The sequence below is a fragment of the Falsiroseomonas sp. HW251 genome (assembly GCF_050563545.1).
In the GTDB taxonomy this organism is placed as follows: domain Bacteria; phylum Pseudomonadota; class Alphaproteobacteria; order Acetobacterales; family Acetobacteraceae; genus Falsiroseomonas.
Map to the genome: position 1 here is coordinate 78,571 of NZ_JBNXUM010000028.1, position 12,701 is coordinate 91,271.

Annotated in this window: 12 protein-coding genes; all 12 read left to right on the plus strand. The window is 71.7% G+C overall.

The genetic code is table 11. From position 1 onward, the window contains the following. The first annotated feature begins 12 nt into the window (after window positions 1-12). The 12 genes from ACLF3M_RS26890 (at window position 13) to ACLF3M_RS26945 (ending at window position 12,385) form a co-directional block, all read left to right on the plus strand. Window positions 13-948 (plus strand): branched-chain amino acid ABC transporter permease, encoded by a 936-nt coding sequence (locus ACLF3M_RS26890; protein WP_430660080.1) that lies wholly within the window; start codon window positions 13-15, stop codon window positions 946-948. Then, a complete protein-coding gene (locus tag ACLF3M_RS26895; protein ID WP_430660081.1) occupies window positions 945-1,889 on the plus strand; it encodes a branched-chain amino acid ABC transporter permease in 945 nt (314 codons plus the stop codon). The genes ACLF3M_RS26890 and ACLF3M_RS26895 overlap by 4 nt, the downstream gene beginning before the upstream one ends. Continuing rightward, window positions 1,886-2,665: an ABC transporter ATP-binding protein gene (locus ACLF3M_RS26900; protein WP_430660082.1), complete on the plus strand. Its 780-nt coding sequence runs from the start codon at window positions 1,886-1,888 to the stop codon at window positions 2,663-2,665. Before ACLF3M_RS26895 ends, ACLF3M_RS26900 begins: the two co-directional genes overlap by 4 nt. Next, window positions 2,658-3,335 (plus strand): ABC transporter ATP-binding protein, encoded by a 678-nt coding sequence (locus ACLF3M_RS26905; RefSeq protein ID WP_430660083.1) that lies wholly within the window; start codon window positions 2,658-2,660, stop codon window positions 3,333-3,335. The genes ACLF3M_RS26900 and ACLF3M_RS26905 overlap by 8 nt, the downstream gene beginning before the upstream one ends. Window positions 3,336-3,347: 12 nt before the next feature. Next, complete coding sequence (locus ACLF3M_RS26910) at window positions 3,348-4,808, plus strand: aldehyde dehydrogenase family protein (protein ID WP_430660084.1); 1,461 nt, start codon at window positions 3,348-3,350, stop codon at window positions 4,806-4,808. A gap of 28 nt (window positions 4,809-4,836) precedes the next feature. After that, complete coding sequence (locus ACLF3M_RS26915) at window positions 4,837-5,586, plus strand: glucose 1-dehydrogenase (RefSeq protein WP_430660085.1); 750 nt, start codon at window positions 4,837-4,839, stop codon at window positions 5,584-5,586. Window positions 5,587-5,619: 33 nt separating this feature from the next. After that, window positions 5,620-6,576, plus strand: a complete 957-nt coding sequence (locus ACLF3M_RS26920; protein WP_430660086.1) for a LysR substrate-binding domain-containing protein — start codon at window positions 5,620-5,622, stop codon at window positions 6,574-6,576. Between the two features lie 159 nt (window positions 6,577-6,735). Continuing rightward, window positions 6,736-7,983: a CaiB/BaiF CoA transferase family protein gene (locus ACLF3M_RS26925; RefSeq protein ID WP_430660087.1), complete on the plus strand. Its 1,248-nt coding sequence runs from the start codon at window positions 6,736-6,738 to the stop codon at window positions 7,981-7,983. Beyond that, window positions 7,980-8,882, plus strand: a complete 903-nt coding sequence (locus ACLF3M_RS26930) for a hydroxymethylglutaryl-CoA lyase (protein WP_430660088.1) — start codon at window positions 7,980-7,982, stop codon at window positions 8,880-8,882. Before ACLF3M_RS26925 ends, ACLF3M_RS26930 begins: the two co-directional genes overlap by 4 nt. A 109-nt stretch (window positions 8,883-8,991) precedes the next feature. Continuing rightward, window positions 8,992-10,938 (plus strand): aconitate hydratase, encoded by a 1,947-nt coding sequence (locus tag ACLF3M_RS26935; protein WP_430660089.1) that lies wholly within the window; start codon window positions 8,992-8,994, stop codon window positions 10,936-10,938. 23 nt (window positions 10,939-10,961) lie between these two features. Then, entirely contained in the window at window positions 10,962-11,954 is a 993-nt protein-coding gene (locus tag ACLF3M_RS26940; RefSeq protein WP_430660090.1) for a Bug family tripartite tricarboxylate transporter substrate binding protein, read from the plus strand. A gap of 11 nt (window positions 11,955-11,965) precedes the next feature. Beyond that, the gene (locus ACLF3M_RS26945) at window positions 11,966-12,385 is read left to right on the plus strand and encodes an organic hydroperoxide resistance protein (protein ID WP_430660091.1); all 420 of its coding nucleotides are present in this window, start codon (window positions 11,966-11,968) and stop codon (window positions 12,383-12,385) included. Window positions 12,386-12,701 lie beyond the last annotated feature (316 nt).

Below are 12,701 nucleotides of genomic sequence, written 5' to 3' on the forward strand. Positions count from 1 at the left end.
CGGCGCCGCGGCATGGGCGAGTGGTTCGACCAGAATGGCCCGCTGCTCGGCCTCGCGCTGCTGGACGGCATCGCGAGCGCCGCGCTGATCTTCATGGTGGCCGTCGGGCTCAATCTCGTGTTCGGCGTGCTGCGCGTGCTGAACGTCGCGCATGGCAGCCTGTTTGCCATCGGCGGCTACGCGGCGGCATCCATCGGGCTCCTCGCGGCCTCCGCGGGGCTGCCCGGATGGGCCTCCCTGCTCGCGCTGCTGCTCGCCGCGGTGCTGGTCGGCGCGGTGATCGGCCCGCTGGTCGAGCGCCTGCTGCTGAGGCGCATCTACACCGAGGAGCCGGTGCTGCAGCTCCTCGTCACCTTCGCCCTCTTCATGATCCTCGAGGACGCGCAGAAGCTCGTCTGGGGCGTGCAGCCCGTGGCCTTCAACGCCCCGGTGTCGCTGATGGGCACGGTGGATGTTCCCTTCGGCGGGGACGTCATCCCGTACAACGTCTACCAGGTGCTGCTGCTGCCGGGTGTCGCGATCGCGACTCTCGCCGGGCTCGTGCTGTTCCTTCGGCGGACGCTGACCGGCCGCGTGATCATTGCCGTCACCACAGACCGCGAGGCCGCGACCGCCATGGGCATCGACGCCCGCAAGGTCTACCTGCTGACCTTCACCTTCGGCGCCATGCTGGCCGCGCTGGGCGGCGCGCTGTCGGTGCCGACGGCGTCGCTCGTGCCGGGCATCGGCGCCTCCACCATCGTCCTCTCCTTCGCGGTGGTCGCGACCGCGGGCCTCGGCCAGGTCGAGGGCGCAGCGCTCACCGCGCTGATGATCGGAATCGGCCGCTCGATCGCCATCACCTTCGAGCCGGAGCTCGAGGTCGTGGTCCCCTACCTCATCATGGTCGCCGTGCTCCTCGTCCGGCCGCAGGGGCTGTTCGGCGTGGTGGAGACGCGACGGATATGACCGACCGCCGTCTCGAGCTGCTGCTCGCGCTGCTCGGCGCCGCCGCCCTGATTGCAGCGTCTGCGACGACCCCGTGGCTGAAATTCGTGCTGACCCTGGCGCTCGCCAAGGGTATCGCGGTGCTCGGCATCATGCTGCTGCTGCGCGCCGGCCAGGTCAGCTTCGGCCACGCCATGTATGTGGCGCTCGGCGCCTATGCCGTCGCCTTCCTCGCACCTGCGCTGCCGGACGCGGCGCTGCTGCTGCCCGCCGCGGCACTGGCGACAACGGTCGCGGGCGCGCTGATCGGCCTCTTCGTCTCCCGCTACCGGGAGATCTTCTTCGGCATGCTCAATCTGGCCCTCAGCATGGTGTTCTACTCCGTGCTGGAGAAGTTCTACCAGCTCACCCGCGGCACCGACGGCATCCGGGTGCAGCCGCTGACCGTGGCCGGGCTGGCGCTGGATCGCGGCAGCTACGAATGGACGATCTTCGGCATCGCGCTGGCGCTGGCGCTCGGCTTCGGCGTCCTCGCGCGGATCTACCTGGCGTCGCCGATGGGCCAGGCGCTGGCGGCCATCAAGACGCGGGAGACGCGGCTGGATTTCATGGGCGTCTCGCCCCGCAGCGTGCTTCTGGCCGCCTATGTGCTGTCGGCCCTGATGGCGGGATGCGCGGGCGCGCTGATCGCGATGAGCACGCGCCACGTCACGCCGCAGCTGGCCTACTGGACCTCCTCGGGCGAGCTCGTCTTCATCGCGATCCTCGGCGGGGCGGGCGGCGTGCTCGGCCCCTTCCTGGGCGCCGTCACCTACGAGCTGGTGCGGGTCTATGCCGCCGCCACCGTCGCCGACATGTGGCAGATGATCCTGGGTACGGTGCTGCTGCTGGTCATCCTGTTCGCGCGCGGCGGCATCTGGGGCCTGATCTCGGGCCGCCTGCAGCGGAGGCGCATGGCATGAGCGTCCTTCTGGAAGCCCGCGGGCTGCGCCTGGCCTTCGGCGGCGTGAAAGCCGCGGACGGCATCGACCTCGCCGTGATGAAGGGGGAGTTCCTCGCCATCATCGGGCCGAACGGCGCCGGCAAGACCACCTTCATCAACATGACCACGGGCTACCTGCGCCCGCAGGGCGGCACCATCACCTTCGACGGCGCCGACATCACCGGCCGCAAGCCGCGCGAGATCGTCCGCCGCGGCATCGCCCGCTCCTTCCAGCTGCCGCAGCTCTTCTCCGAGCACACGGTGGAGGAGAATGCGGCGCTGGCCGTCGCGTCGCGCGAGGGGATCTGGTCGCCGCTCGCGCCGCTGCTGCGCCCGGCCTGGCGGGACGAGGCGCGCGAGCTGCTGGCCCGCTTTGGCCTTCTGCCTGTCGCGGCGCAACGCGCCGACGCCCTGAACGAGGGCACGCGGAAGCTCGCGGACATCGCCATGGCCGTCGCGCTGAAGCCGCGCGTGCTGCTGATGGACGAGCCGACCAGCGGCGTCGCGGCATCGGAGAAGATGGCGGTGGTGGAGACGCTGGCGCGCGTGCTGCGCGACGCCGGCGTCACGGCGGTTTTCGTCGAGCACGACATGGACGTGGTGGAGCGTTTCGCCGACCGGGTCGCGGTGTGGTCCCAGGGCAAGATCGCGGCGCTCGGCCCGCCGGCGCAGATCCTCGCCGATCCGGCCGTGCAGCGCGACGTCATCGGGATCGAGCGGCCGGGTGCGACCGGCGCGGTGGCGGCCCATGCTTGAGCTGCAGTCCGTGGTCGCTGACATCGCCGGCGCGCCCGTGCTGCGGGGCGTGTCGCTCACGCTGCCCCCCGGCGGGCGCGTCGCGCTGATCGGGCGCAACGGCGCGGGCAAGACGACGACGCTGCGCGCGCTGATGGGGCTGCTGCCGCTGCGTGGCGGCCGCGTCCTGATCGCCGGCGAGGATGCGACCGGCGTGCCCGCGCATCACCGCCCGCGGCTCGGCATCGGCTACGCGCCGGAAGAGCGCCGCCTCTTCGGCCCCTTCACGGTGCAGCAGAATATGGAGCTGCCGGCCCAGGTGCAGGGCCTGACGAAGCCCGAGGTCGCGCACCGGCTCGACGCCGTCTTCGCCTTCCTGCCGGAGCTACGGACGCTGGCGGACCGCCGGGCCGCGGGGCTCTCCGGCGGGCAGGGCAAGATGGTGGCGCTCGGCCGCGCGCTGATGGTCGGCACGCGCGCGGTGCTGCTCGACGAGCCCTTCCAGGGCCTCGCCCCGGCGCTGGCGCTTCGCTACGCGGAGGCCCTGCGCGGGCTGCCGACCGCCTTCCCCGACGTCGCGGTGCTGGTCACGGAGAGCAATCCGCAGCTGCTGACGCCGCTCGTGGACACGACCTACGTGATCGAGCGCGGCGAGATCGCGCACGAGACCGCCTTCGCCCAGCCAGCCTGAAAGGAACCGGGCATGAACGCGATTCCCCCCAACCCGGCGGCCAAGGGTGTCTTCATCGGCAACCGCTGGCGCCCCGCCGCCGCCGGCCGGACCATCCCGGTCCTGTCGCCCTCCGACGGTCGCGCCTTCGCCGCCATCGCCGCCGGCACGGCCGAGGACGTCGACGCCGCGGTCGCCGCGGCGCGCGCCGCGATGGAGGGCGCCTGGGGCCGCATGCCGGCCTTCGAGCGCGGGCGCATCCTCTCCCGCCTCTCGCGCCTGATCGAGGAGAATGCGGCGGAGCTCGCCACGCTCGAGGCGCGCGACACCGGCAAGCCGATGAAGCAGGCGCGTGCCGACATCGTGGCCTGCGCGCGCTACTTCGAGTTCTACGGCGGCGGCGCCGACAAGCTGCACGGCGAGACCATCCCCTTCCTGCCGGGTTTCTTCGTCGCGACCGAACGCGAGCCGCATGGCGTCTGCGGCGTGATCATCCCCTGGAACTACCCCGCGCAGATGTTCGGCCGCACCACCGCGCCGGCGCTGGCGGCCGGCAACGCGGTGGTGATGAAGCCCGCGGAGGAGGCCTGCCTGACGCCGCTGCGCCTTGCCGAGCTCGCGGCGGAGGCCGGCCTGCCGGAGGGCGCGCTCAACATCGTCCCGGGCCTCGGCGAGGAAGCGGGCGCGGCGCTGACGGCGCATGCTGGCCTCGATTTCCTCTCCTTCACCGGCAGCCCGGAGGTCGGGACGCTCGTGCAGGCCGCGGCAGCGCGCAACCATATCGGCTGCACGCTGGAGCTCGGCGGCAAGTCACCGCATGTCGTCTTCGCCGATGCCGACCTCGATGCCGCGCTGCCGGTCATCGCCGCGACCATCGTGCAGAATGCCGGCCAGACCTGCTCGGCGGGTTCGCGGCTCCTGGTCGAGCGCGCAGTCTTCGATGCCGTCGTCGAGCGCCTGGTCGAGCGCTTCGGCACGCTCACCGCCGGGACGCCCGAGGCGGATCTCGACCTGGGCGCCGTGATCAGCGCGAGGCAGAAGGCGCGCATCGAAGGCTATTGTTCACGCGCCGGCCAGGACGGCATCAGGCTGCTGGCAGAGGGCAAGGTCGCCGAGGGCTCGCCCGAGGGCGGCTTCTGGGTGCCGCCGCGCCTCTACGGTCCGGTGCCGGGCGGTCATCAGCTCGCGCGCGAGGAGGTCTTCGGCCCCGTCCTGGCGATGCTGCCCTTCAACGACGAGGCCGATGCCGTGCGAAGCGCGAACGACACGGAGTTCGGCCTGATGGCGGCCGTCTGGTCACGCGACGGCGGACGCGCGTTGCGCGTCGCGCGCCAGATCCGTGCCGGCCAGGTCTACATCAACGCCTTCGGCGCCGGCGGCGGGATCGAGCTGCCCTTCGGCGGCATGAAGAAGTCCGGCCATGGCCGCGAGAAGGGATTCGAGGCGCTCTACGAGTTCACCACGCTGAAGACGATCATCACGAAGCACGGCTGAACGACGGAGACAGGGAAGGAACGGGCAAATGCGTCTCGCGGGCAAGTCGGCGCTGGTCACCGGCGCAGCTTCGGGCTTCGGCGCCGGGATCGCGCGTCGCTTCGCGCGGGAAGGCGCGAAGGTCACGCTGATGGACCTGAACGAGACAGGCGCGCGCGACGTCGCCGCCTCGATCGGCGCGGCGGCGGTCGCGGTCCGTGGCGACGTGACCTCGCGCGCCGACACGGAAGCCGCGGTCGCGCGCGCGGTGGCGCATGGCGGGCGGCTCGACATCGTCGTGAACAACGCGGGCTGGACGCACCGCAACAAGCCGCTGATGGAGGTGACGGAGGAGGAGTTCGATCGCGTCTACGCGATCAACGTGAAGTCGCTGTTTCACATGACGCGCACGGTTGTCCCGAGCATGCGCGGGCAGGGCGGCGGCTCCATCATCAACATCGGCTCCACCGCAGGGATCCGCCCCCGGCCCGGGCTCAGCTGGTACAACAGCACGAAGGGCGCGGTGAACCTGCTCTCCAAGTCGCTGGCCGTCGAACTGGCGCCCGACCGCATCCGGGTGAACTGCGTGGCTCCGGTGATGGGCGCGACCGGCCTGCTGGAAGCCTTCATGGGCCTGCCCGACACGCCCGAGAACCGGGCGAGGTTCATCGCCACGGTGCCGCTGGGGCGGCTTTCCGAGGCGGACGACATCGCGAATGCGTGTCTCTATCTGGCGTCGGACGAAGCGGAATTCATCACCGGAGTCGTGCTGCCGGTGGATGGCGGTCGGACCGTCTGAAGGCTTCCTGCGCATGTGCTTCCGGTAGCAGCCGTGCCTACGCCGCCCGAACCCCTTCCGCCTGCCCGCCACGGAACGCTGCGCGGCGCCGCGATCGCGCGCCGCCTGGATCCGACCAGCCTTCGCCTGTTCCGGGCGGCCGTGGAGGAGCGGTCGATCGCGGCCGCGGCGGAGCGCGAGGCCATCGCGCTCTCGGCGGCCAGCCGCCGCATCGTGGAGCTGGAAGAGCGCCTCGGCGCCGCGCTGCTCCGCCGTCACGACCGTGGCGTGACGCCGACGGCGGCGGGCGAGGCGCTGATGACGCATCTCGTCGGCCTCTTCGACCTGTTCGACCGGATCGGCGCCGACATGGACGCCTTCGCCGCCGGCGAGCGGGGCCATGTCCGGCTGCACGCCAACATGTCCGCCGTCTCGGGCTTCCTGCCAGAGGCGCTGGCAGGCTTCCTTCCGGCCCATCCCGGCATCCGCCTGACGCTGGAGGAGCGCTACAGCGCGGACATCCTGCGCGCCGTCGCCTCCGGCGCGGCGGATCTCGGCCTCGTCTCAGGCACGCTGCCGGCGGAGGGGCTTCACGTGATCCCTTGGCGTGACGACCGGCTGGTCGTGGTCCTTCCCGAAGGCCACGCGCTGGTCGGGCGCGGAGAGCTGGCCTTGGCCGATCTCGACGGCGTGCCCTTCGTCGGCCAGTCCGAGGAGACGGCCCTGCAGAAGTTCTACCGCGCGCGGGCGGCAGCGCAGGGCGTCGCGCTGAATGAGCGGGTGAACGTCTCGGGCTTCGACGGCGTGCGGCGGATGGTGGAGGCGGGGCTCGGCGTCGCGATCCTGCCGGCCACCGCGGCGCAGCCCTATGCGGCGGCGATGCGCATCGCGTTGCGGCCGCTCGCCGAGCCCTGGGCGGCACGTCCCCTCGTCATCGTCACCCGGGCAGCACAGACGCTCTCGGCCGCTGCCCGCGTCCTCATAGCCCACCTGACGCGTCCGCCGGGCTAGCCCGCGATCGGCCTGAGTGTGCACACCGAAGGTGGGCACGCCAGGGCGTGAATCGCCGGGCCAAACAACACCCGCGAAACCTGCCTTGCCGGAAAGGGCATGGCGCGCCGGACACGCGGTGCGGCATGAGACGTGGCAACGACGCAGGAGGACGCCCCGATGGACATCTCCCCGACCCGAGCCGCCACGCCCGCCCGCCAGGCCGAGGGCCGCCCGCCGCTTGCGGGATTCCGTATCCTGGAGCTCGGCCACTACGTCGCCGCGCCCTTCGCCACCCGCCTGCTGGCCGATCTCGGCGCCGAGGTCATCAAGGTGGAACCGCCCTCGGGCGACCCGGTGCGGCAATGGGGCGCGCGCCACAAGGGCTCCGCGCCCTGGTGGAGCGTGCATGCCCGCAACAAGAGCTGCATCACGCTCGACCTGAAGAAGCCGGGTGCGCACGAGGTCGTGCTCGACCTCGTCCGGAGCTGCGACGCGCTGGTGGAGAATTACCGCCCCGGGCAGCTCGCGAAGATGGGCCTCGGCGAGGAGGTGCTGCGCGCCGCCCGTCCCGACCTCGTGATCGCCCGCATCTCCGGCTACGGGCAGGACGGGCCGGACCGCGACAAGGCGGCCTTCGGCGTGATCGGTGAGGCGATCGGCGGCCTGCGGCACCTGACCAACCACGCCCCCGGCACGACCGACCTGCCGCCGGTTCGGGTCGGCGTGTCGATCGGCGATTCCGTCGCCGGGATCTACGCCGCCCTCGGCGTCGTCGCGGCCCTGCTGCGGCGCGAACGGACGGGAGCGGGGGGCGAGGTGGACGTCGCGCTGACGGAATCCGTCTTCTCCCTGCTCGAAGGCGCGCTGCCGGAATACGGCACGCTCGGCACGGTGCGGCAGCCCACCGGCGGCGCCATCGCCACCGCGGCGCCCTCCAACGCCTATCGTTCGCGCGACGGGATCTGGGTGCTGGTCGCGGCGAATTCCGACCCGCTCTGGCGCAAGCTCGCGACGCTGATGGGCCAGCCGGAGCTCGCCGCGGACCCGCGCTTCGCTGGCAACCAGCAGCGCGTCGCCAATGCCCGCGAGCTCGACGGCCTGATCAACGCCTGGACCACGACGCTGGAGGCTGAGGCGCTGGAAGCGGCCCTGCGCGGTGCCGACATCCCGCACACCCGGGTCTTCACCGTCGCCGACATCGCATCCGATCCGCAGATGCGCGCCCGCGGCATGGTGCAGGAGGTCGAGGACGCGCTGCTCGGCCCGGTGCTGCATCCCGGCATCGTCCCGCGTGTGGATGGCGTGCCGGGCGCGCCGCGCTCGACCGGTCCGGCGATCGGCGCCGACAACGACGCCGTGCTGGGCGGCCTGCTGGGCTACGACACCGCGCGTGTTGCGGCGCTGCGCGCGGAGGGCGTGCTGTGAGGGCGACGCTCGTCGAGGTCGCGCCCCGCGACGGCTTCCAGCCCATCGCCCCCTTCATCCCTACGGAGGAGAAGGTCGCCTTCATCGAGGCCGCGCATGCCGCGGGGCTGCGGCGCATCGAGATCGGGTCCTTCGTCAACCCGAAGGCCGTCCCTCAACTCCGCGACACCGCGGAGGTGCTGCACCGCACGGCGCATCTGCCCGGCCTCGACGCGCAGGTTCTGGTGCCGAACGCCCGCGGCGTCGCGCTGGCGTTGGAGGCGGGCGCCCGCCACCTCGCCTATGTCGTCTCCGCTTCCGAGGCGCACAACCGGTCCAACGTGCGGCGCGACGTCGCGAGCTCCATCCGCGACTACGGCGAGATCGTCGCGAGCCTGCCCGCGGGCGTGAAGGTCCGGCTGAACCTCGCGACCGCCTTCGACTGCCCCTTCGACGGCCGGATGGAGGAGAAGCTGGTGCTTTCCCGCCTGGACGCGCTTCTCGCGCAGCGGGAGGAGGTGGAGGTCGGGCTCTGTGACACCACGGGCCGGGCGGATCCCGAGCACGTCTTCTCACTGGTCTCGGCATGCCTCGCGCGCTTCGGGGGGCGCACGCGCTGGGCCTTTCACGGGCATGACACCTACGGGCTTGGCCTCGCCAATGTCGCGGCAGCCTGGCGGGCGGGGATCGCGGTGTTCGACGCGGCTTTCGGCGGTCTCGGCGGTTGCCCCTTCGCACCGGGCGCCACCGGCAATGTCGCGACCGAGGATGTCGCCTGGATGTTCAGCCGCATGGGGGTGGAGACGGGCGTGGCGCTGGACGCCCTGGTGGCCGTCGCGAACCGCGCGGCGGCGCTGCCCGGCGCCTCGCCGGGTGGCCGGGTCCGAGCGGCCATGACGGCCTCCTGCACGACCGCGTGACCGCGCGCTGCGGCACGCGCGCGAAATCTGCCTTGCCGTATCGGGCATGGCACCGCGCCGTCGCGTGTGGTGTTCATGGCGGAAAGCCAGACCGGAGGAGACGCCACCGATGGCGCTGAACCTGACGCAGAAGCTGATCCGCTTCCGCCTCGTCGAAGGCGAGCCGGTTCCCGATGCGGAGATCGCGCTCAAGGTGGACCAGGTCCTCCTGCAGGACGTGCTCGGCGTGCTCGCCATGCTGGAGTTCGAGGCGATGGGCCTCGAGCGCGTGCGGGTCGGCCTCGCCGCGCAATACGTGGACCACAACCTCGTCCAGACCGACCACATGAATGCGGACGAGCACCTGTTCCTCCGCTCGGCATGCCGGCGCTTCGGCGTGTGGTATTCGCGGCCCGGCAACGGCATCTCGCATCCCGTCCATTTCGCGCGCTTCGGCCGGCCGGGCGACGTGCTCGTGGGCTCCGACAGCCACACACCGGCGGCGGGCGCAATGGGGATGCTCGCCTTCGGCGCGGGCGGCGCCGACGTGGCACTGGCGATGGCGGGCGAGCCGCTGCGGCTGCGCATGCCCCGCGTGCGCGGCGTGCGCCTTGTCGGCGCCCTGCCGGATTGGGTTAGTGCGAAGGACGTCATCCTGGCGATGCTGCGCCGCCACGGGACGGAGGGCGGCACGGGATGGATCTTCGAGTATCATGGCCCCGGCCTCACAAGCCTTTCCGCCATGGACCGCCACGTCATCGCCAACATGGGCGCCGAGATGGGCTGCACGACAACCGTCTTCCCCGCCGACGAGGCCGTGCGGGACTTCCTGCGCGCCGAGGGGCGCGAGGGCGACTTCACCCCGCTCTCGGCCGATCCCGGCGCCGCCTACGATGCGGAGGAAGTGCTCGATCTTTCCGCGCTGGAGCCGCTGATCGCACTGCCCTCCTCCCCCGGCAACGTCGTGCCAGTGCGGGATGTCGCGGGCCGCGAGATCTACCAGGCCTACATCGGCTCCTCCGCCAATCCGGGCTACCGCGATTTCGCGGTGGTCGCGCAGATCATGCGCGGCCGGGTGGCGCATGACCGCGTGTCGCTCGACATCAATCCCTCCTCTCGCCAGGTGCTGGAGAACCTCGCAGCGGAGGGGCATGTCGCCGACCTCGTCGCAGCAGGCGGCCGGCTGCACCAGGCGGGGTGCAACGGGTGCATCGGCATGGGGCAGGCGCCGGCGACGGGACGCATCTCGCTGCGCACGGTGCCGCGCAACTTCCCCGGCCGGTCCGGGACGCGGGAGGACAGCGTCTATCTCTGCTCGCCGGAGACCGCGGCGGCGTCAGCGCTCACGGGCGTCATCACGGACCCGCGCACGCTCGGCATGCCCTATCCCCGCGTTGCCGCGCCGGCGCAGCCGAAGGTGAACATCACGATGCTCGTGCCGCCGCTGCCGCCGGAGGAATCGAACGTCGTTCCCCTCGAGAAGACGGAGAACATCGCCTCGATCCCTGATCTCGGCGCCGTGCCGGACACGCTGGTCGTGCCGGTCGCGCTGAAGGTCGGCGACGACATCTCGACCGACGACATCGTCCCGGCGGGCAATCGCGTCATGCCGTACTGGAGCAACATTCCGCGCCTCGGCGGCTTCGTCTACGAAGGCGTCGATGCGACCTATCCGGCGCGCGCCCGCGCCTCGCTCGCGGCTGGCGGGCATGCCATTGTCGCGGGGAACAACTATGGCCAGGGATCGAGCCGCGAGAACGCGGCGCTCGCGCCGCGCCACCTCGGCCTGCACGTCGTGCTGGCGCGGTCCTTCGCGCGCATCCACTGGCAGAACCTTGTCAATTTCGGCGTGGTGCCGCTGACCTTTGCCGATGCGGCCGACTACGACCGCCTCGGCCCGGGCGAGGCTCTCCGCTTCGCGGGCCTCCACGCGGCGCTGCGCGCCGGCCCCGAGGTCACTGCGACCACCGCGGAGGGCAGGCCGGTCCGACTGCGCCACGCCCTGTCGCCCCGGCAGGTCGACATGCTGCTCGCCGGCGGCGTGATCAACTGGCTGCGCGACCGGCTCGCGGCCTGATGTTCCCAAGGGAGGAGAAGGACATGACGATGACGCTTTCGCGCCGAGACCTCGGGCATCTGATCGGGCTTGTAGCGGCTTCCGCCCTGCCGTTCGCGGCCCGCGCGCAGGGCAACTGGCCGAACCGTCCGGTGCGGCTCATCGTACCTTTCGGCCCCGGCGGCGCCGCCGACACGCTGGCCCGCGTCATCGCCCAGCCCTTCACGCAGGTCGCGGGCAATGCCTCGCTGGTGGTCGAGAACCGATCCGGCGGCGGCGGGACCATCGGCGGCGGCGCGGTCGCGACATCGCGGCCGGACGGCTACACCCTGATGATCGCGGATATGGGCCCGAACGCGGTCGGCAAGGAACTGATCCCCGCGCTGCCCTACGAGCCGCTGCGCGCCTTCACACCGATCGTCCACCTGGTGAACCTGCCGCTGGTGCTGATCACGCGCGCCGATCTCGGCGCCAGCGACGTCCCCGGCCTGATCGCGCGCGCGAAGTCGGCGCGCCAGCCCCTGACCTACGCCGCGCCTTCCGTCGGCCACCCGACGCACCTCGCGGACGAGCTGTTCCTCTCGCAGGCCGGCGCGCGCTCGGAGGCTGTGCAGTACCGCAGCGGCGCCGAGGTTCTGCGCGCCCTCGTCGCGAAGGAGACGGACTGGGCGATCATCTCCGTCTCCACCGCGCTGCCCTTCATCCAGGAAGGCAAGGTGAAGGCGCTCGGCGTCGCGAACCGCGAGCCGATCGACGCGCTGCCCGGCGTGCCGCCGATCGCCGCCACGCTGCCGGGCTTCGAGGCGACGACCTGGCACGGCATCGCCGGCCCCGCCGGCATGGACCCCGCCCTGGTGCTGCGCATCAACGAGGTGTTCAACGCCGTGCTGGCCCGGCCCGAGGTGCGCGAGACGTTGGTGCGCACGCAGGGCGCCGAGTTCGTCGGCGGGTCGCCGGAAGCCTTCGCGACCTTCGTCCGGAGCGAGGCGGAGCGCTGGATTCCGATCATCCGCTCCGCCAATATCAAGGCAGAGTAGGGATCGCCGCCATGGAAGTTCTCTACACCGCGAGCGCGACGGCCGTCGGCGGTCGCGCGGGCCATATCCGCTCAGCGGACGGCGTGCTCGATCTGCCGCTCGCCCATCCCAAGGAGCTCGGCGGCCCCGGCGGCGGCGCGACGAACCCGGAGCAGCTTTTCGCTGCCGGCTACGCCGCGTGCTTCGAGAACGCCCTGCTGCGGGTGGCGCGCGAGCGGAAGGCGCCGATCCGGGAGTCCTCCGTCACGGCCCATGTCGGCATCGGCCGCGCGGCGGACGGCTTCTTCCGGCTGCAGGTCGCGCTGGAGGTCTCCGTCCCCGGTCGCGACCAGGCGGAGATCGAGGTCGTCGCCCGCATCGCGCATGCGGAGGTCTGCCCCTACTCCCGCGCGACACGTGGCAATATCGAGGTCCAGGTCACCGTCGCCTGAGTGTGTGCGGCGCCCCTGCACGGCGACGCATGCCCTGCCGACGCACCGCCGCGCTCGCCGGGTGACAAGCCCGGAGACTTTCGTTCCCCGGTTCCTACCGCTGCTCCATTCATGTCTTGCACAACCTGTGTCTCCTCGGCGGCGCATGGCGCTGAAGCCCAGGTTTGGCCGAGGTTTGCGCGTAGACCTTGATGGTTCGAGGTCGGAATCAGCGTGGAACTCGGGCCGCAGAGAGCGGAGAGTCTCCGAACCTTGAGGGTTGGCCGATTTTACCCTCAAGCTTAAGTCGTTGATCGCGAATCGTTTTTGGCGGACC

Excerpts from the sequence above, each read along its gene's own strand:
- ACLF3M_RS26890 (WP_430660080.1), top strand. The coding sequence starts at position 13 with ATGGGCGAGTGGTTCGACCAGAATGGCCCGCTGCTCGGCCTCGCGCTG.
- ACLF3M_RS26895 (WP_430660081.1), top strand. The coding sequence starts at position 945 with ATGACCGACCGCCGTCTCGAGCTGCTGCTCGCGCTGCTCGGCGCCGCC.
- ACLF3M_RS26900 (WP_430660082.1), top strand. The coding sequence starts at position 1,886 with ATGAGCGTCCTTCTGGAAGCCCGCGGGCTGCGCCTGGCCTTCGGCGGC.
- ACLF3M_RS26905 (WP_430660083.1), top strand. The coding sequence starts at position 2,658 with ATGCTTGAGCTGCAGTCCGTGGTCGCTGACATCGCCGGCGCGCCCGTG.
- ACLF3M_RS26910 (WP_430660084.1), top strand. The coding sequence starts at position 3,348 with ATGAACGCGATTCCCCCCAACCCGGCGGCCAAGGGTGTCTTCATCGGC.
- ACLF3M_RS26915 (WP_430660085.1), top strand. The coding sequence starts at position 4,837 with ATGCGTCTCGCGGGCAAGTCGGCGCTGGTCACCGGCGCAGCTTCGGGC.
- ACLF3M_RS26925 (WP_430660087.1), top strand. The coding sequence starts at position 6,736 with ATGGACATCTCCCCGACCCGAGCCGCCACGCCCGCCCGCCAGGCCGAG.
- ACLF3M_RS26935 (WP_430660089.1), top strand. The coding sequence starts at position 8,992 with ATGGCGCTGAACCTGACGCAGAAGCTGATCCGCTTCCGCCTCGTCGAA.
- ACLF3M_RS26940 (WP_430660090.1), top strand. The coding sequence starts at position 10,962 with ATGACGATGACGCTTTCGCGCCGAGACCTCGGGCATCTGATCGGGCTT.
- ACLF3M_RS26945 (WP_430660091.1), top strand. The coding sequence starts at position 11,966 with ATGGAAGTTCTCTACACCGCGAGCGCGACGGCCGTCGGCGGTCGCGCG.